At 33.2% G+C, this 18422-nt stretch carries 17 protein-coding genes and 1 CRISPR repeat array; of the genes, 12 read left to right on the top strand and 5 right to left on the bottom strand.

Annotation, left to right across the window (positions count from 1 at the left end):
- Nucleotides 1-498: 498 nt before the first annotated feature.
- On the bottom strand, nt 499-1329 hold the full coding sequence (locus tag Q4Q40_RS22415; RefSeq protein ID WP_303304299.1) for an RteC domain-containing protein: 831 nt from the start codon (nt 1327-1329) through the stop codon (nt 499-501).
- Nucleotides 1330-1690: 361 nt separating this feature from the next.
- On the opposite strand from Q4Q40_RS22415, the gene Q4Q40_RS22410 reads away from it, so the two are divergent.
- The 5 genes from Q4Q40_RS22410 (at nt 1691) to Q4Q40_RS22390 (ending at nt 7491) form a co-directional block, all read left to right on the top strand.
- Nucleotides 1691-2215 carry a hypothetical protein gene (locus Q4Q40_RS22410; RefSeq protein WP_303304298.1) on the top strand — a complete coding sequence of 175 codons (525 nt, stop codon included), beginning with the start codon at nt 1691-1693 and terminating at the stop codon, nt 2213-2215.
- Nucleotides 2216-2235: 20 nt separating this feature from the next.
- Nucleotides 2236-4659 (top strand): DUF3160 domain-containing protein, encoded by a 2424-nt coding sequence (locus tag Q4Q40_RS22405; protein ID WP_303304297.1) that lies wholly within the window; start codon nt 2236-2238, stop codon nt 4657-4659.
- Nucleotides 4628-5617, top strand: a complete 990-nt coding sequence (locus Q4Q40_RS22400; RefSeq protein ID WP_303304296.1) for a CapA family protein — start codon at nt 4628-4630, stop codon at nt 5615-5617. The genes Q4Q40_RS22405 and Q4Q40_RS22400 overlap by 32 nt, the downstream gene beginning before the upstream one ends.
- Nucleotides 5618-6081: 464 nt before the next feature.
- Complete coding sequence (locus tag Q4Q40_RS22395) at nt 6082-6360, top strand: helix-turn-helix domain-containing protein (RefSeq protein WP_303304295.1); 279 nt, start codon at nt 6082-6084, stop codon at nt 6358-6360.
- 6 nt (nt 6361-6366) lie between these two features.
- The gene (locus Q4Q40_RS22390) at nt 6367-7491 is read left to right on the top strand and encodes an endonuclease/exonuclease/phosphatase family protein (RefSeq protein WP_303304294.1); all 1125 of its coding nucleotides are present in this window, start codon (nt 6367-6369) and stop codon (nt 7489-7491) included.
- A gap of 55 nt (nt 7492-7546) precedes the next feature.
- On the opposite strand, the gene Q4Q40_RS22385 is transcribed toward Q4Q40_RS22390, so the two are convergent.
- Nucleotides 7547-8968, bottom strand: coding sequence for an AAA family ATPase (locus tag Q4Q40_RS22385; protein ID WP_303304293.1), 1422 nt, complete (start codon nt 8966-8968; stop codon nt 7547-7549).
- Between the two features lie 173 nt (nt 8969-9141).
- Complete coding sequence (locus tag Q4Q40_RS22380) at nt 9142-9786, bottom strand: N-acetylmuramoyl-L-alanine amidase family protein (RefSeq protein WP_303304292.1); 645 nt, start codon at nt 9784-9786, stop codon at nt 9142-9144.
- A gap of 199 nt (nt 9787-9985) precedes the next feature.
- Between Q4Q40_RS22380 and Q4Q40_RS22375 the strand changes: the two genes are divergently transcribed.
- The 7 genes from Q4Q40_RS22375 (at nt 9986) to Q4Q40_RS22345 (ending at nt 17012) form a co-directional block, all read left to right on the top strand.
- Complete coding sequence (locus Q4Q40_RS22375; RefSeq protein WP_303304291.1) at nt 9986-10273, top strand: hypothetical protein; 288 nt, start codon at nt 9986-9988, stop codon at nt 10271-10273.
- 309 nt (nt 10274-10582) lie between these two features.
- On the top strand, nt 10583-12997 hold the full coding sequence (locus Q4Q40_RS22370) for a TraG family conjugative transposon ATPase (protein ID WP_303304290.1): 2415 nt from the start codon (nt 10583-10585) through the stop codon (nt 12995-12997).
- Complete coding sequence (locus tag Q4Q40_RS22365; RefSeq protein ID WP_303304289.1) at nt 12994-13575, top strand: TrbJ/VirB5 family protein; 582 nt, start codon at nt 12994-12996, stop codon at nt 13573-13575. Before Q4Q40_RS22370 ends, Q4Q40_RS22365 begins: the two co-directional genes overlap by 4 nt.
- Before the next feature lie 3 nt (nt 13576-13578).
- A complete protein-coding gene (locus Q4Q40_RS22360; protein WP_303304288.1) occupies nt 13579-14424 on the top strand; it encodes a hypothetical protein in 846 nt (281 codons plus the stop codon).
- Between the two features lie 84 nt (nt 14425-14508).
- Nucleotides 14509-15135 (top strand): conjugal transfer protein TraK, encoded by a 627-nt coding sequence (locus Q4Q40_RS22355; protein WP_303304287.1) that lies wholly within the window; start codon nt 14509-14511, stop codon nt 15133-15135.
- Nucleotides 15136-15248: 113 nt separating this feature from the next.
- Nucleotides 15249-16181 (top strand): conjugative transposon protein TraM, encoded by a 933-nt coding sequence (traM, locus tag Q4Q40_RS22350; protein ID WP_303304286.1) that lies wholly within the window; start codon nt 15249-15251, stop codon nt 16179-16181.
- 15 nt (nt 16182-16196) lie between these two features.
- Entirely contained in the window at nt 16197-17012 is an 816-nt protein-coding gene (locus Q4Q40_RS22345; protein WP_303304285.1) for a DUF4138 domain-containing protein, read from the top strand.
- 252 nt (nt 17013-17264) lie between these two features.
- Nucleotides 17265-17566: direct repeats of the CRISPR family, unit length 35 nt; unit sequence GTTTCAATCGTTCTTAAATCGATATAGGTTTTTAC.
- 91 nt (nt 17567-17657) lie between these two features.
- Here the strand turns inward: Q4Q40_RS22345 and cas2 are convergent.
- On the bottom strand, nt 17658-17945 hold the full coding sequence (gene cas2, locus Q4Q40_RS22340) for a CRISPR-associated endonuclease Cas2 (protein ID WP_303304284.1): 288 nt from the start codon (nt 17943-17945) through the stop codon (nt 17658-17660).
- A complete protein-coding gene (locus Q4Q40_RS22335; protein WP_345027400.1) occupies nt 17926-18315 on the bottom strand; it encodes a CRISPR-associated endonuclease Cas1 in 390 nt (129 codons plus the stop codon). Before Q4Q40_RS22335 ends, cas2 begins: the two co-directional genes overlap by 20 nt.
- Nucleotides 18316-18422 lie beyond the last annotated feature (107 nt).

Genomic DNA, 18422 nt, shown 5'->3' with positions numbered 1-18422 from the left:
ATTTAAAGTTAAGATCGAGCTTGATGATGACAGGAATTATCATCATTGTGATCGCTTAATCACTTACATTTATCCAAGCAAAGGGATGATTGATCACCCCACTATTTACGACAGATATGAAGACCATGACTTTATTGAATCCATGGGAGGCAAAATTTGGGAACTATTTGTTGTCCTTAGTGATGTTTTTTATACTCCTTAGATATCGTTAAAAATGAAAAAACCTGTTAATCATACGATTAACAGGTTTTTAGTATAGATTGATATTCTATGTCATCGGGGTGGCAGGACGATGCCCTTACCCTCTAATCTCTTTACGTTCGGTATATTATCAATTTTTATATTAAAAAGGTTCCGAATAAGTCCCTTTTTAATTGATTTAACTTAACGTTATTTGATACTAAGATAGACAAATTTAAAGTTAAAAACAATTCAAAATTCCAATAAGTCAATGTCATTCAAAAGATTTTTATAAATATTTGGTTTTGTGTAAAACAGTTAGTCATCCTCTTTATTCATTCGGGACATCAAGCCTTCAGAAAGTTCATCTAAAAACTTTGTACGGCTCTTTTTTCTGGCTTTTATTTCTGAATAGGTTTTATAAAAGTCTTTCATATCAAAATCAAAAATTTCCTGAAATCGAATAACCATTTCTTTAAGCTCTATTTCTCCATTATTAATTGCCCTATTATAATTGAGTGCGTAGATGAGTTCTACTAATGCAGATTTTGAAGCCGTCCATTTAAAGCCTTTTACCACATTCTTTATCTTTGCACCATTCCTTCTGTTTACATTCTTAAACCGTTCTTCTAAATATTTTATAAGCCTCTTATTTGCCGTTAATTTAGCTAACAAAAGGTCGTGGGAAGTGCTAAAATCAGGATCACGGTAGTAATACTTTGAATGGGTAGCATTAAAATTATTGAAATAGATTCTAGTAAAATAATGGTCGTCCAAATACATATGTTCCTGCTCAATGTATTGAACAAAATCCATATTAACTACAAAGAACCGATTTAGCTTATTAATCTTTTTAACTATGGCTTGCTTTTTGAATGTTGTATTACCTTTTGGATATTGTATTTCAAAAGATCGCAATTCGGAATAATAGATTAAATTGGATAATGGAATTTGCTTTATTTCCTTGAAAAACTCAATTTCCATTTTATCATTCTCAAACCCTTTTTTTGTAATAGCCTTTTTAAATTTTGATATCAAGTTGCGACACAGCACAATTGATAAATCTGCCTGTTTTACAACATCTAAAGTAATTAATTGAACGTTATCTAGTTCATCCGATAACTCTTTTGATAAAATTTTCAAGTCCATACCTTTATCCCTTTATAAAATTTGTATCCCCCAAATTTATTTCGGTATAGATAATCTTACTGATGTAGGAGTCGTAAAATTAAAAGGTTAGATAATTATTTTGAAGAATATTCTTCAAAAACTATGCCTGAATTACTACATATAAATAATAGAATACTCCTTCCTTTGGAAAAATACCACCAGTAGTATATGCTGAAATTAATTCAAATGAGGTTAGCACCATTTGAATTAAAAACAATAATTTTGATATTTTTTGAAAAACAAACAGTTCTAATTACGGGAAGCCTACAAGTTTTGGCGCCTAATCCAAAGTTTTATACTTTTAACAAAGACCGCCAAATCTTTTGATTTGGCTTTAAAAATGAAAGCGATTAAGATTATTTTATACATAAACATATTATTTCTTGGCGCGATATCATGTTCAAAATTAAGCGTTGAAGATAATAAGTTTTCTCTTGTTTCTGAGAATGATACACTTCATTATGTTCAAATAAAAACAGATACTACTATTAATAATTGGCAACTTCCATATCCTGTTTATCAATTTCAGGTTGGAGATGTAGACAATAATGGGAAAGACGATATACTTGTTGGGGTAATAAAAACCACGCGATTTGATTCTACGATGAGTAAACGCCTTTTTATTTTTAAAAATTATTATGGTCTGGTAAGACCTCTTTGGCTTGGTTCATCATTGGGACAAGAATTGGTAGATTTTAAATTCGTTGAAGACAAAAAAGGGGCTCGGATACGAAGTATTGAAAAAGAAAAAAGTGGAAAATATTTGGTGGCTGAATATAAATGGCGAAAATTTGGCCTTAAGTTCACAACTTATATAAATAGAGAAATTACTATCGAAAAAGCGAAGGCATTATTAAACGAATAAAAAGCGATAATTATCAAATTATGAAATATTATATTTTAATATTAATCTCATTGTTTCTATTTTCTTGCAGATCAGAAAATTCAAAAAAAAATAATTCTTCAGACTCAAAACAGGTTGATAAAATCATATCAAAAAATATTGAGTCTGAAAAAGAAACTACAGAAGAGACCATAGTATTTGAAGAAGTTGATTTTGAAATGGATATTACCAAACTTAGCCTCTCGGATATTCGAATTCTTCGCAACTCATTTTTTGCAAAACAAGGCTACTGCTTTATGAAAGCCGATCTAAGAGCATACTTTAATACTACCAATTGGTACGAAAAAAAAATGGAGGATAGATGGTGGTCTGAAGAAGGAGGTGAAATCATAGAACCTATTTCATTTACCAAACAAGAACAGGAGTTTATAAACAAGCTAAAAAGACGAGAGGATGAGCTAAAGTCTATAAATTTAAAAACTCAAAATAACAGGACTGTAGCCAATATGGACAATATTGTGAATCTCTTTCAGCTTGAGAAGGTTAATCCAAAACTAATGGATATGCTTGATAAAAATGGTTTTGCGATTGTTCCAAATGATAATATTCAGCTATTCCATGTATACGAGCAAAATGATTATCAGCAATTCCCAAATTTTGTAACTACTGATATGTATATGCAGCTATTTCATATGTATTTCGGATATGTACTTAGAACAATAGAAGAAGATAAGTTCATTAAACTCATATCAGATATATGCCAAAGCATGATGAAAGACATGAATGATATTGCAACATCAAGTTCTGACAGTTCTATTAAAAACATGGCTCAATACAATGAAACATATTATGCTATTGCATATACCGTATTAACAGATAAACAGGTAGAAGTACCTTCTGTATTTGAAAATTTATATCATGAAGAGTTACACCATATTAATGAGGCAATAGATAAAACATCAACTTTTTTAGATTATAATATGGTTGAGTTCCCCTATAGTCTCTATAAACCCAGAGGTCATTATACTAGAACCGAGAGCCTAAAAAAATATTTTAAAGCTATGATGTGGCTACAGACAGCTCCATTTTGTTTGGATAATGACGAACAGCTAAAAAGAGCAATACTTAGTGCTTCAGTTCTTGCAAAGAATGATAATTCAATGAATAATTACAAAGCATTAATGGAGCCTATAAATTTCATTATTGGTGCTCCAGACAATGTATCCTTTCTTAATCTGGCTAAATTATATAATGATGGTAATTATGCATTAGGGGAACTATTATCGAATGTTGATATATTCGATAATTTCAGAAAAGAGGTGAAAAAAGTGGCTGATGCTCAGAATAAAATCAAACCTAAACTCCCTAAAGGCTGTGTGGATAAAATTAATTTTATTCCTCAACGTTATCTTGTCGATAATGAGATACTGCAGGAGCTTGTGGATGCTGAATCTAATCCAACTAAAAGGGGATATCCAAAAGGATTGGATGTAATGGCAGCTTTTGGTAGTCATTCTGCAGAAAACCTTTTACTTAATGAATTGCATGAAGGTGAAAATTGGGATAAATATCCTGATAAATTATCTGACTTAAAACACAAGATGAAAGATGTAAACTGGGATGCTACCCTTTATAATAAATGGATTAAAACCTTACTTGAACTTCAAAAACCAGACAATAGTTATCCATATTTTATGCAAAACGCTCAGTGGCAGAAAAAAGATTTAAATGCATCCTTGTCTTCTTGGGCAGAATTAAAACATGATGCCATTCTTTATGCCGAACAACCAATGGCTGCAGAGTGTGGAGGTGGCGGCCCGCCTGCACCATATACTGTAGGGTATGTTGAACCAAATATAAAATATTGGAGCGCCGTAATAGAGTTAATCGATTTAACTAAATCTGTTCTTGAAAGAAATAACCTGATGACAAGTGAAATTGGAAGAATTACAACTAAAATGAGAGAAAATGCTCAATTTTTACTTACGGCAAGTAAAAAGGAGTTGGCCGGAAAAAAATTATCAGAAGCAGAATATCGTCAGATTGAATATATTGGAAGTACTTTCGAGTGGATTACTTTAGATTTAGTAAAACAAAAAGGTCAATATTTGGATGGCTGGCATAATGTAAAAGGGCCTGATAAATCGGTTGCTATTGTTGCAGATGTTTATACCGCTAATGGTAATAATAATCCAGACAGTGGGATACTCCATGTTGCGACAGGTGATGTAAATGACATTTTTGTTGTTGTTGAAATTGAAGGATATTTATACATTACTAAAGGTGCTGTTTTAAACTATCATGAGTTTAAACTTCCCTTGGGCAATCGTTTAACTGATGAAGAGTGGCAAGAAATGCTGGAAAATAATGAAGCTCCACAGCAACCAGAATGGATTAAGGAAATTATTCTTCCTATAGAATCACCAAAATCAAATGAGAAAATCTTCTATAGTTCAGGCTGCTAATCTTATGTTGAAAAAGAATTTCATTTTTCTGTTAATGAGTATTTTAATAAGCTCATGTCAGTCAAAAGATGAAAAATCGTATACAAAAAAAATAATTTTTGTAGGTGATTTACTTTTAGATAGAGGTGTGCGCGAACGAATAGAGCATTTAGGAATAGAGAGTTTGTTTCATAATTCTATAGATTCTGTATTTCATGAAAATGATATCGTTATCGCTAATCTTGAATGCCCAGCGACCAATATCAAAGAACCAATCAGTAAAAAATATATTTTCAGAGGCAATCCAGAGTGGCTAGATGTATTAAAAAAACATGGAATAACTCATTTAAATCTAGCTAATAATCACTCTATGGATCAGGGAAGAGATGGGCTTGTAGATACACAATCGAAAATATTAAAAAGTGGTTTATTTCCTTTGGGCTATGGCGAAAATGTAAAACATGCTTGTAAGGAAGAATTAATTGCCACTGAACCCAGAAATATCTATGTGCTATCATCATTACGAGTACCATCGGAAAATTGGACGTATTTAGAAGATATGCCATGTGTCTGTGAAGAATCAATTGATAAAATAGCCCAGCGAATTAAAGTATTAAGAAATGCTGATCCTGAGTGCATAATATTAATTCAATTGCATTGGGGAGTAGAACATACTTTAATCCCATTAACATCTCAAAAACAAGATGCGTATAAATTGATTAATTCTGGTGCCGATTGCATTATTGGACACCATACACATACAGTTCAGACAGTTGAAACATACAAAGAAAAACCAATTTATTACGGTATAGGAAATTTTATATTTGATCAATCAAAAGAGATAAACAAAAGAGGTCTGATGGTTCAGTTAGTAATTAGTAAATCGACAATAAAATTTGATACGATTCCTTTTCTAATTGAAAAATGTATTCCTAAATTAAATGGTTCAAACTTATTTGAGGAACTGAAACACGAATAGAACAAAAACAAATTAATGGAATACTAAATATTGACAGACGATTTGCCAGTCGAGTAAGTCAGAGGAATTTCATCCCTAACTTCTCCCAGAACCGCACGTGAACCCCTTAATTCATACGGCTCTTCAAGTTCGTGTAAACGTTTTCAGGTTCCAGTTTTATCTGAGCTCATCTTATAGTAAATGGTTGGCTAACAAGGGTTAGATTTTCGTTACAATAATGAAAGTGAATCCATAATGGATTTAGTTCATCCAAACCGTTGGGATTCTTCTTCATAAATACTCTATCATATTATTCTCTCCCTTATTGCATTTACTTAAAACAGTGTTAAAAACTGTTAAAATTTCACCCGACTCTGGTGGAACTGGTGATTTTTTATCTCTAAAATTATTCAGATTTGCATAAATCGTAAGGGTTGTTATTAATTGATTATGTAATTCTTCAATCCTTAACTAAATAAATCATTATGCCTGCAAATATTATCACTTCGGAGGATTTAAAAGACTTTAAGAAAGAACTGCTTTCTGATATTAAAGAGCTACTAATTAACTATGATAGAATTACCATTGACAAGTGGATAAAATCAAATATTGTCATGGATAAAATGGGTATCAGCCCTGGAACACTTCAAAACTTTAGAATTAATAAAACTATCCCTTTCTCAAAGTTGGGCGGCATTATTTATTACGATGAAGAAGAGATAAACGCCATTTTACAGGATAATAAGAATTTCTTTTTAAAATAATAGATTATGATTATTGCTACTTATAATATCCAAAATATATTTCACAGGGAAAACCATTTAATTAATCAGTTTCGAGAAAACAATAAAGATTATTGGACCATGGAATTTGAAAACTTATTGACGAAAGAAGCTTGTTCTGATAAAGATTTTGAACGCATGCGAGTACTATCAAATTTTCTAGAATTAGATACATCTCAAAATTCTCATTATATAACCATGCGGCATAAATCTGGTGATATCCGTATCAAAAAATCCGATAATCTTGAACCTTATAAATCCAATCATTTGACGAATTGGAACGGTTGGATAAAATTAAACTCCAGTCCTATTGATGAGATAGCCATTAGGAATAAAGCTAGGGTTATTAATAACATTTCCCCAGATGTTCTTATTTTATTAGAAGTTGAGAACCGGAAGGCTTTAATCGAATTTAACCAGTATTTTCTAAGTAAGGATAATGGTTTTGGGTATAAGCATATTTTATATTTTGAGACTAATGATGCTTATGGAAGGGGTATTGGCATATTGACCAAAGAAGGCTATCAAATAACATCCATAAAAACACATGTCAATGATCTAGATTTGGATGGTAATCCCATTTTTGATACGGATCTTCAAGAATATGAATTAAAGACTGTTAAGGGGTATAAACTAAACTTGTTATCAACTTTTTTTACCAATGGTTTTGATGGTACTAATAAAATTGATATTAGAAGAAAGAAGCAAGCTAAAATAATCGCAGAACTCTACAGAAATATAAAAGAAACTAACAGCCTTGTTGCAATCATGGGCACTTTTAATGCGCCGCCCTATAGTGATTCTCTTTCACCGCTTGTTAGGGATACTGATTTAAAGAATATTACTAAACATGACTCGTTCGAGGTGGATTTGGATAAGGGTAAGGATGCTGATTATTTCAGAATGGGTGCTTATAAAATGGGTGTCAATATTAAACAAAGGGACTATCTCATGTTTTCTTCTAAACTTTTTGATAATGTAAAAAAAGGCGGGATTGTTCGTAAGGGTATCTGGTTTAAAAAACAACCGCAATGGCATATTTTTAATACTATTAAACATGAGGGACATGCTGCCAGTGAACATCCTTTGGTCTGGAGTGAATTAAATATTTAAGGTTTTAAATTATATAACCAGCCAAAAGTATATACTATATTATAGTTTTGGCTAGTTATAATTCAATAAACAAGTGTTCCATTGTCAGTTCGTTCTGAACGTATTGATTACTGTACGGGTTCTGGACCAAGCCGTAAGTTGTAATAAACGTAACAAAGATGTTCTTTTTGGTTTTGGTACTATTTGCAAAGGTGTTTACCTTTTGGGCTATGGCATTGGCATACTTTTTATTCAAAGTGTAAGTGGTGGTGTAAAATTTCATTTCACAAAGGTTGATCACATTATCGTCCCTGTCGATAAGTAAATCTATCTGGGCGCCGTTTTCGGTATTTTTTTCAATCCAACTTCCACTGGTTGTTCCTACTCCTCCAATTTTTAACCCTTCTTTGATTTGTTCTACATGCTTTATACAAATAGTTTCAAAACTAAATCCGGACCATATTATATAACTTTTTTGTCCTTGTTTTTTTAACCAGTATCCTTTGACTGATGCTTTTGTACCTTCTATAAATTTTATATAGAATAGAGAGTATTCATCGGTCAGCCTATAAAGGGAGTCTTTCACGCCTTGGTATGGGGTATACTTTTCTATAAAACCTGATTGCTCCAATTCTGTAAGGGTCTTTGTTAGTGTCCCCCCAGATGGTATTTTACTTTTTGATAATATCACGTTTCTTGTAAGCCCTTTGCGGACATTTGCTAATGCCCTAATTATGGATTCGTGGTTTTCGTGTTGTTCAAATAATGAGGCAAATACATTGTTAAATTCTGTCCTTAAAAAACCGTCTTTATTAAAGCATAGCCTATCAAGGGCTTGTGCGACACTTTCCCCTGATCTTATTTTTTCGAGATAATGGGGAACGCCGCCCATGGCCATGTAGATTTTTATGATGTCATAAAGGGACAGCTTGACTTTGTTATGTTTTAACAATTGCCGTGTTTCATTCAGGTTAAAGGGCAATAGTTGTATGCGTTGGGTCAGCCTATTATGTAAGCCCCCTTTGTTATTTATAATCTTCTTTATCATATAGGATGCGGAGGAGCCACATACTACCACCACCAAGTTATCTTTTTTAGTGGCATAACTGTTCCAAAAATTATCAAAAGCGGAAAGAAAGCCTGATTTACGGGTGTCGAGCCATGGGAATTCATCTATAAAGATAACTTGCTTGCTCTTGATCCTTGATTTATCAAAGACCTTCCCCAATTCATGAAATGCTTCTATCCAATTTGTAGGTTTTTTGGCATTTGGTTCCTTGTCCAATAGGGTAAGATGGAATTTTGTTAGGTTGTCTTTTAATGATGCTTTAAATATTCCTGAAAATTCAAAAGCTATATTTTTTTTGAATACTTCCCTGACCAAGTATGTTTTTCCTATACGCCTTCTTCCATAAATAACGACAAGTTCTGCCCGATGGCTTTTTAATGCGTCCAACAGGATTGTTTTTTCGGTTTTTCGACCTATCAATTTTCTCATACTATATAATTATACCTAGCCAAATCTACTATAAAAATATAAGTTTTGGCTACTTATATGATTGTTTTTATTTTTGCACATAGCTTTTGGCAAAGGCTAAAAATGCTTTGATCACATGTAAAATGATTTTTTTTAATAATTTTACCAAACTGAAAAATAATGCTTTCATAATCCTATAGTCTTATTGACATTAGTATAGCTAATGCCAAAGCGTTTATATTTCTTTCTTTTGTTAAATGATTGGCTTCGTCTGAATTGGACAAAAAACCCAGCTCAGCCAGAACCGCTGGACAAATGTTTACGGTTTCTCTTAGCACATGAAAATTGGCTTTTTTTACGCCTCTGTTTCTATACCCTAATTTATTTTTCAATTCCTTTATAAGGTTTATAGCCATTTTATTTGACTTTTTTAAAAGAGCTGTTTCCGAATAGGTCTTGTTATAAAGGTATACCTCTACTCCACTGGCTCCAATGTTATCTGCATGGTTACAGTGTAGGGATATAAATAATTCAGGTTTTAATAGCCTCGCAAGTCTGGTTCTATGGTGCAACGAAATTAAGGTATCGGAATATCTGGTTAAATAAATGTCATAGGTGCTATTGAACAATGTCTTATTTAATATCAAGATTTCATTTGCTACCTCCAATACAACATCTTTTTCTTTTATTCTTGTCTTGCTTATAGCTCCAGAGTCCACGCCTCCATGTCCTGGGCCTATGATGATCACGCTTTTTTTGTTTTGATCTCCTTGTTGCCCCATTAATGGGCTTGCCATAAAAATGAGGGATATTATGAAAGTAAATTGTGCTCGCTTCATTGCCTTCTGTTTTTAATTTTCTTGTGTAATATTCAAAGTTTTGCTCTATAGCATAATTATTATTCAAAATTTAACGCTCAATTCCGTTAAATTTTAGGGTTTTCTGCTTCATCCCTCCTATCTCTTATAAATTTCATAAAAACTTATTTGTTAATCGGTTACCCTGCATTGATTTTGGGAAGCCATAAAATATAATGTGATGAAAAAAACAATTAAAATCACGTGGGGGATGCTTCTTATAAGTCTTCCTGCTTTTGCACAAATTGGAGGTATCGAGGATTCTGTTAATGATGTATCGGATACCATTAGGTCTATTTTCCCCCTTATTCTCGGAGTTATTTTTCTTATCGGGTTCTTATTTAATGCCGGACATTTTTTCGGAGAGAATGCGGATCTTAAAAAAGGCATTACCAGAGTATTGGTATTTGTCTTAATCGCTGGGGCTGTCGTGGGCATCTTTACTTATCTCATAGGTATTGTGGTATAAGGTCGCTAAGCGACTTTACACTATTAAAGATAAAAACTATGAAACAATTTGAAGTCTATAAAAACATTCGCAAGGGGGCTATGATATGGGGGCTCCCCATATCCCTCTTTGCCATGATGATGCTTTCTATTCTGGCGTCGTTACTGATTATCATATTCTCTTTCAGTTTTGTGGTCATTATAGTCGCGATCTTTTGGAATGGGACACTTTACATCGCGCTTACTAGGGCTTCTAGTGTTGTAAACCTCTTAAGTTTTAATAGGGTATTTCCAAAAATCATAAGTAACAAAAACATTAATATGCTTGATTATGTCGAAGATTAATATTGCTTTATATAACCCTATCATTGAGATACAGGATAACATTGTTTTTGCTAATAATGGTAATGTCGTAGTTTGTTACCGCTCAGAGCTTCCGGAAATTTATTCGCTTTCGGAAAAGGATTTTGAGAATTTGTACGGTACTTGGTTTCAGGCTTTAAAATCTTTACCTGCTGGTTGTGTTATTCATAAGCAGGACATCTATTTAAGGAAAGCTTTTTCTTCTGAATATTTGCCTAATGATACCTTTTTAGCGAAAGCTACGCATAGCCATTTTAAGGGTCGGGAGTATATTGAACATCGTTCTTATTTGTTTTTTACGTATCCTAAAAACAAATCGCTTAATAATGCTAAGTATGTCAATCCGTTTAGAAAGGTTTCTAAGGGCATCTATCAGGGACTTGATCAGAACGCGCATAGTTTTCTTACTGCTGTTAATGACGCTGTAACTTATATCAATAATAGCAGAAAGATCTCAATGAAACCTCTTAGTGAAAAGGATATACTTGGGTTGACCTCTGATTTCTTTAACGGTTTTAACGTCGGGTTTGATACGGATATATTGTTGGATGCATCTAAAGTCACGATCGGGAACAATCATTTTGATGTGCTGGCTATTAATAATGAATCTTGTTTTGGCGACAGTGTCCAGACCAGTAAAATTAATGAGCGGTTTACTTCTGATGATTTTGCTTTTCATCAGGGGTTTATCGATGGGTTGGGACTTTCTTTAAATGAGAACCATATCGTCAATCAAATTATTTACTTGGATGATAAACATAAGTGGCGCAAATTATTGGATAAGCGCATCGAGGAGCTTAAAAAGAGTTCGAATTTCGGGACTCAAAATAAAGTCATCTTAAAAAAAGTTGAGGGTATTCAAAATCAAATTAATAATGACGATAATGCTAGGATTATTCGTGGGCATTTGAATATTATCTATTGGAGTCATGAGGGTGCTCAATTGGAGAATATGACTTCCCGGATAAAAGCAGAATTCAAGGAACTGGATATGGTTCCTTATTATCCCCGTGGTGAGGAGCGTAAAAACTTTATTTTAAATAGTTATCCTTGTTTTGCTTCTAATTTTTCTAATGAGGATCTTTTTGTAACGGATTTAAAGCATGCTTTATGTTTTTTTATTAATAATACGAATTATAGATCGGACGTTAAGGGGATTATTTTTAATGATAGGGAGCATAATATTCCTGTGCTCAAGGATGTTTGGGATGAACAAAAAAAGCGGATCAAGGCCAGAAACTTTGCCATTTTTGCACCTACGGGCGAGGGGAAATCGTTTTTGGCGAATAATATCTTGCGCCAATATTTTGAAATGGGTATCCGCTTGGTCATTATTGACTTAGGTGGCTCATACACAAAATTTGCAAGCTTATACCCTGAACAATTTACGGTACTACGCTATGAAAGTGGTAAAAATCTGGGCATCAATCCTTTTTATATAACAAATCCCAACGATGTGGAACCTGAACGCTTAGAAGACCTTTCTATATTTCTTTTTGAATTAATCGGTATTGGTACTAATCCCAAAAAGGAACAGTCTGTTGCTTTAAAGAAAATACTCAATTCTTATTATAAAACCACTTCAGAAGGTCATTCATTGGATGGTTTTTACAACTTTATAGAATCACAACGGGAAGATCTTCTAAGTAAACTGCACATTCATTCAGATTACTTTAATATCGAAGGGTTTTTACACATTTTATCGGAGTATGTACGGGATGGTTTGTACAGTTTTCTTTTTGAAATGAGCGAAGACCAATCGTATAAGATTGAGGATAAGCGATTGATTGTTTTTGAGTTGGACGAGGTAAAAGATAATAAGGAAATATTGTCCGTCATGCTTAAACTGATCAAGACCGCTATTCAACGTACTATTTGGAAAAATAAGGACGAGAAGGGTATTATTCTTTTTGATGAGTTCGCCAAACAATTAAAATTTGACAATGTACTGGAATCTGTAGAGTTTTATTACCAAGCTATACGGAAACAAGAGGGAGCCATAGGGATTATTCTGCAATCTATTAATCAGCTTCCCAACAATTCTACATCTGCAAGTATCTTAGAAAACACACAGGTTATTTATAGCCTTAACAATGAAAAGGGGTATGATGAACTTATAAAACGGTTGAACCTTTCTAGTCACGACCTCAATCAGCTTAAATCCATCAAGAATAATTTATCTGGTGGGCGCAAGTACACAGAAATATTTATAAAGATCGGTAAGGAAAGTAACATATTTCGTTTGGAAGTCCCTCAGGAAGTTTTTGCCGCATACCTCACTGATGGTTCTGACAACGAGACCATAATGGCTCTTTATGAGAACTATGGCTGTATGGAAACGGCTATCACTAAGTTTATTAATCTTAAATCTAAATCGCTATGAAAAAAACAATCATTAAAATCGTATTGGTATCCGCAACCTTGCTCATACCAAATGGCTACAGTGTGGCTCAGGGAATGCCTGTGTATGATAATACCAATTTTATCACATTGGGCAAACAGATTATTGAAGCTGCGAAGCAAACCAAAAATCTTATAAAGACTGTTGAGTTTATGAAACAGCAAAAAGAACGCATTGAAAAAGTAAGCCATGTTATTAAACAGTTAAAGGCTGTTCGGGAACTTGCGCGAAACAACCAACGTCTTTTTGATATGGTCAGGGATGACCTTCGGGATATTCTGAATTCCCCTTATATCAAACCTGAGGAGGTTACCCGGGTTTCGGAGTCTTTTAATGCTATTATCGATAGTTCTTTAGAGGATCTGGAATTTGTAGAACAGGTGTTATCGAGTGGTTTTCTGAAAATGACGGATGCACAGCGGGCTACCATCCTTAAGGAAAAGGAAATGCGCTCTAAGGAAATGGTGGCTGAAGTGGAACGTAAAACAAAGCGGTATCGTGATATTATTTCGTTTCGGGAAATGCAGGACAAAATCAATAATAGAACCGTTAATTTTTAGATAATGCTGGATGTTGTTTCTTTAAATATCGGATTGGAATATGTGGATGCTGTTTTTCAGACCATAAAGGATAGTGATTTTTCCAGATATACTATTACTGGCATGAAGACCCTTGCTATTCTTTTCTTTTTGATTAATATTTTAAAGAAATATAATGAAGGTATTGCTAATAATGAGGGCTATACTTGGGGGTTAACGCCTACGGAACTTGCCAAGAATTTTGCTGTTGTTATATTGGTCATATTCTCTACGCAGGTTTTGGGTGTCTTTGATACTATTTTAGTGGCTATTGAAGGGCAATATCGTAGTACTGCCCCTGCCCTATTACCTTTGCAGCTTCAGGACATTTCTATTGAAGATGATGCTGGGGTTTTAGATGCTACTAGAAAGGGCTTGGCTTTGTTATATGAGGCTTTGGTATCACCGCTATTTGGTTTAAAAATTCTGGCTTTTATTTTAAGTGTATTTCTTTGGCTTTTGGATTTGTTTATTTATCCCCTTTTCCTTACGGAACGTTTTTTCTTGTTGAGTATCATGCAGGCTTTTTTTCCTTTGGTGATAAGCCTTGCGGTATTTGAAAAATTCAGGGCTATGGCTTATTCGTTTTTTAAATTGTATACGGCTGTTTATATGCTAGTGCCTGCTTTTTTTATGGTCAATATTTTTGTGAATGCATTATATGTCGAGCTTACCACTAATTTTTGGTTTAACCTCTTTGGGACAGATTTTGGTAGTTCTGTGTTTGCCCCGATCATTGAACTGGGGACAGTTGGGTTTATCGTTTTTCTGAAATTCAAATTGTATAAACGGGCAACTTCATTCACCTTCAAACTATTCAGCGGTGCCTAAGGCAGCCCATAATGGACATTTAATAGGTAAAAGGCATACCTATCGATATAATAGAATACAAACTAAAAGTTAATTACAAAACAGATGAAAACACATTATAAAAATATATATGAGGTATTAAAACTGAACCGTTTTATTGTTTTGGTGGTCGTTATTGGGGCTGTTACCTCTACGGTAGCTTCAAGTTTTATATCCTATACAATGTACACGAAATCCTTGAATGGGGCTTTTGCTATTCATACGGATGGTGCTATCAGCCCTCTTGAATGGGTAAGTCAAAAAGAAAACCTAGAAGTAGAGGCTTTGGAGCATTTACGCTTGTTCCATAATTATTTCTATGGTATTGATGCTACCAGTTATGAAAATCATATTGAAAAAGCTCTTTGGTTGGGGAATAGTTCGGTGGATGATGTGTATCGTCAGAAAAAGACAGATGGGGTATATAATCGAATTATCCAGTATGCGCTTGTGCAAAAAGTTATTTCTGTGACATCGGAAGTAAATCTGAAAAGTGAGCCTTATTCTTTTAGAACGGTAACGCTTTTTGAAATCAACAGAGGGTCAATAATCGATTCTTATGAGATGGTTACTACCGGGTATTTAATCCATTTGGAAAAACGGCATTTTCCTAAAAATACGCATGGGCTATTGATTACAGATTATTTTGAAAATTCTTTAAAAAAAATTAAAAACCTGTCTGTAGATAGGTAGGTCAACAGTAAATATTAAGATTATGAAACATCCATAACTAAAAGTTCGATACCCAAGGACAATGATTATATGGATGCTACATGTGACAAATAAAAAACAATAGATATAAACACATGAAACTAGATAAGAAAAAAATTGCCTTTATAGTGGTCATAGCCATTGTTTTAATATTCATTATTGGATATTCTGTAATGACATTTGGTAAAAATGATGATTCTGGAGGGGAACTTACGCAACCAACGGTTCCTGCTCTGGAAACGGTACAAGACGAATATACTTCAAGATTGGATGCTATAAATGATTTAAAAGAGGTTAGACAAACCAATGCACCTAGTATTTACGATGAAAAGTTCTTGGACTCCTCTGGGGTATATGATCCTAATCGTATTGAAAAGGAAAAAGCTCGAATCGTGGATAGTATTTATAAAAATGGGCGTATTGATTATAGTACTGGATCGTATAGAAATCTAGTTAAGGATAATGTTGTTAGTTCCGTTGCTATAAAGGAAAAAAAAGACACAGAAATCAAAATTGAATCTACTCGGCCAACAATTAAAGAAATGGCTTTAGATCAACAGTTATTCTTTGCTTCCAGCCCAAAAACCAATGATCTAATCACTGAAACCCCAGAACTTCACGCCGTAGTTGATGGTCAGCAAACCATCAAAATTCATGATAGATTACGGATGCTTACCACTAAAGATATTAATATTAATGGGTTGCTTATTCCTAAAAACACTTTTATATACGGAATCGTTAATTTTAAACCTAATAGAGTGCTTTTGTCTATTGAAAATATCAATCATAAACCCATGATTTTTAAGGCTTATGATTTTCAGGATGGTTTGGAAGGGCTCTACATTAAAAATACATTTAGAACGGAAGCCACTAGAGAAATTGTGGATGATGCTGTGGATGATATTAACGTACCTGGTGTGCCACAGGTAAAGGGTCTAAAAAAGATATTCCAACGCTCCAATCGTCAGGTCAAGGTTACGGTAAATAATAATTATAAACTCATTCTAAAGGCTGATAATCGACAATAATTTAAAATATACGTTATGAAAAAGTTAGTTATACTACTGAGCTTGGGATTTGTTATTTCAGCTCATGCAAAAAATGTACAGACGTTGGATACGATCTATGCCAACTCTACAATGAATATGGCTTTATTCTTCCCTTCGGATATTCGGCAGGGTATTACGGGGTCGGATAATTTTGTGTTTACTTATAATAGAGAGAAACAACAGAATTTAGGGCTATTAAAGGCTACTAAGGGTGTGGATAGTAATTTGCTTGTTATTACCACAGACGGCAAAGTGTATACTTATATTATTCGGTATGCTGAACATTTAGAATTCTCCAATCGGTTTATTAACGTTTTGGAAAGTATTGGTAATGAAAAGCCTACTATTCCCGATAAGATTGTGCAAAAAAAATTAAAAAAGGATACTATTGTTAAGAATACAACACTAAATCGACTTGGTAAGTCTTGTGATGCATTATTAAAATTACCTGAACGCAAACATATTAAAAAGAAAATTGAAGGTCTTTCTTTGACTATTAAGAATTTTTATTACCTAAATGATAAGGTGTTTGTGCAATTTGAAATTGATAATGATTCAGAAGTAGATTTTGATTTTGATTTTCTTAGATTGTTTAGGGTTAGTGGTAATAAAAAACGGAAATCTTCTTATCAGGAATTGCCCATCCTTCCTATTTATAAACATCATGTTCCTAATACATTGGTTCATGGTACTAAGGTCAGGTTTGTTTATGTGCTTCCCAAATTTGTACTTGATAAAAATGAAAAACTGTTAGTGAAATTAAAAGAACAAAGCACGAATAGGTCTGTGGTATTAAAATGGAGAATTTGATTATAGTTGGGTTCCTTGAGGGGTATTTTTGCCATACTACCGCCTCTTTTTAACCTCAACACAATTGTAACTCAATTCAAACTCCAAGCAATCATATAACTAAAATCCAAATTTTGTCAAATGCAGACAGAGCAAAGTATAAGCCACGAAACACCTTATAAAGACGAACGAGATGCCTCCTCGTAAGCTTCGTTTGAGATCTTCAAACACTTATTGCGTTTTGAACAAGTGAGTTCTTCGGGTTTGAATTGAGTTTCAATCGTTCTTAAATCGATATAGGTTTTTACTTAGCGTTTTATCCCACTTCTGGAAACATGGTGTTTCAATCGTTCTTAAATCGATATAGGTTTTTACATTCGAAAATACAAGATCGATTTGGAAAATTGTTTCAATCGTTCTTAAATCGATATAGGTTTTTACATAATGGAAAAATTATGCTTTGGAATTTACCAGTTTCAATCGTTCTTAAATCGATATAGGTTTTTACGTTAAGTTCGTCAAAAACACCATTCCGCAAAAGTTTCAATCGTTCTTAAATCGATATAGGTTTTTACTCATTTTTATTTCAAGTAAGCATTTAAAGTAGCTACCATCGTATTTTCAATTTGTAAAACCTCTTTATTATGCATTTACTAAAATTTTACACTAAATAATTTTTGTTATTTTATTTCCTGCCAAATCATTTAAATCTATTGTAAATCTACCTAATATTTGCATACTTAGAAAATTTTTAGACCTTATTTTTATGCAAATAATACTATTATCACTCGTAGCCATCCATTTTGTTAATTGCTGCCATACTTTGTTTTTTTGGGGATTAAAGTAACCTGTAAAAACTGAGAATTGTAAGCGTTCATAACCTTCTTGTATTAATAAGTTACTTACTTTGGTTCTTAAAGAGTTTTCGGTAATATCATAAATTATAAGGTACATCGTAGTCTGTATTAATTAATAATTTTAAATGTTGTGCTTGCAAATACATATGATTTTGTATAGTCGCTACTCTATTTTCTATTTTAATACGTTGTACTAAATATTTATTAAAAGCAGTAATAACAACTTTTTTACCAGCTTTACTTAACCAAAAACCACCAGTTACCCTTTTAAAATGTATAGGTTTTAATTGATTTTCTTGACACAACCCTATAAGTAAACGATCCATAATAGGTCTAAAAATTTCTATCATATCAAAAACCAAACTTTCTTTAAAAGGTGTTGTATGTATAGCTTTACTATATAAGAATCTTTGTGCTATGCGCAATACTGTTTCAATCGTTCTTAAATCGATATAGGTTTTTACCACTAAAGTTCGATCATTATTACATGCAACTTACGTTTCAATCGTTCTTAAATCGATATAGGTTTTTACTCAATGCAGGTAGCGATGTATCGAAGATAGTGTGGTTTCAA

This window comes from Flavivirga jejuensis, from assembly GCF_030540765.1.
Taxonomy (GTDB): Bacteria; Bacteroidota; Bacteroidia; order Flavobacteriales; family Flavobacteriaceae; genus Flavivirga; species Flavivirga jejuensis.
The sequence above is the reverse complement of the archived record's forward strand: the minus strand, read 5'-3'. Positions and strand labels throughout refer to the sequence as shown.

Bases quoted from the DNA above. Each gene is read 5' to 3' on its own strand.
- Q4Q40_RS22415 (WP_303304299.1), bottom strand. From the start codon at position 1,329: ATGGACTTGAAAATTTTATCAAAAGAGTTATCGGATGAACTAGATAAC.
- Q4Q40_RS22410 (WP_303304298.1), top strand. From the start codon at position 1,691: ATGAAAGCGATTAAGATTATTTTATACATAAACATATTATTTCTTGGC.
- Q4Q40_RS22405 (WP_303304297.1), top strand. From the start codon at position 2,236: ATGAAATATTATATTTTAATATTAATCTCATTGTTTCTATTTTCTTGC.
- Q4Q40_RS22400 (WP_303304296.1), top strand. From the start codon at position 4,628: ATGAGAAAATCTTCTATAGTTCAGGCTGCTAATCTTATGTTGAAAAAG.
- Q4Q40_RS22395 (WP_303304295.1), top strand. From the start codon at position 6,082: ATGCCTGCAAATATTATCACTTCGGAGGATTTAAAAGACTTTAAGAAA.
- Q4Q40_RS22390 (WP_303304294.1), top strand. From the start codon at position 6,367: ATGATTATTGCTACTTATAATATCCAAAATATATTTCACAGGGAAAAC.
- Q4Q40_RS22385 (WP_303304293.1), bottom strand. From the start codon at position 8,968: ATGAGAAAATTGATAGGTCGAAAAACCGAAAAAACAATCCTGTTGGAC.
- Q4Q40_RS22380 (WP_303304292.1), bottom strand. From the start codon at position 9,786: ATGAAGCGAGCACAATTTACTTTCATAATATCCCTCATTTTTATGGCA.
- Q4Q40_RS22375 (WP_303304291.1), top strand. From the start codon at position 9,986: ATGAAAAAAACAATTAAAATCACGTGGGGGATGCTTCTTATAAGTCTT.
- Q4Q40_RS22370 (WP_303304290.1), top strand. From the start codon at position 10,583: ATGTCGAAGATTAATATTGCTTTATATAACCCTATCATTGAGATACAG.
- Q4Q40_RS22365 (WP_303304289.1), top strand. From the start codon at position 12,994: ATGAAAAAAACAATCATTAAAATCGTATTGGTATCCGCAACCTTGCTC.
- Q4Q40_RS22360 (WP_303304288.1), top strand. From the start codon at position 13,579: ATGCTGGATGTTGTTTCTTTAAATATCGGATTGGAATATGTGGATGCT.
- Q4Q40_RS22355 (WP_303304287.1), top strand. From the start codon at position 14,509: ATGAAAACACATTATAAAAATATATATGAGGTATTAAAACTGAACCGT.
- traM (WP_303304286.1), top strand. From the start codon at position 15,249: ATGAAACTAGATAAGAAAAAAATTGCCTTTATAGTGGTCATAGCCATT.
- Q4Q40_RS22345 (WP_303304285.1), top strand. From the start codon at position 16,197: ATGAAAAAGTTAGTTATACTACTGAGCTTGGGATTTGTTATTTCAGCT.
- cas2 (WP_303304284.1), bottom strand. From the start codon at position 17,945: ATGTACCTTATAATTTATGATATTACCGAAAACTCTTTAAGAACCAAA.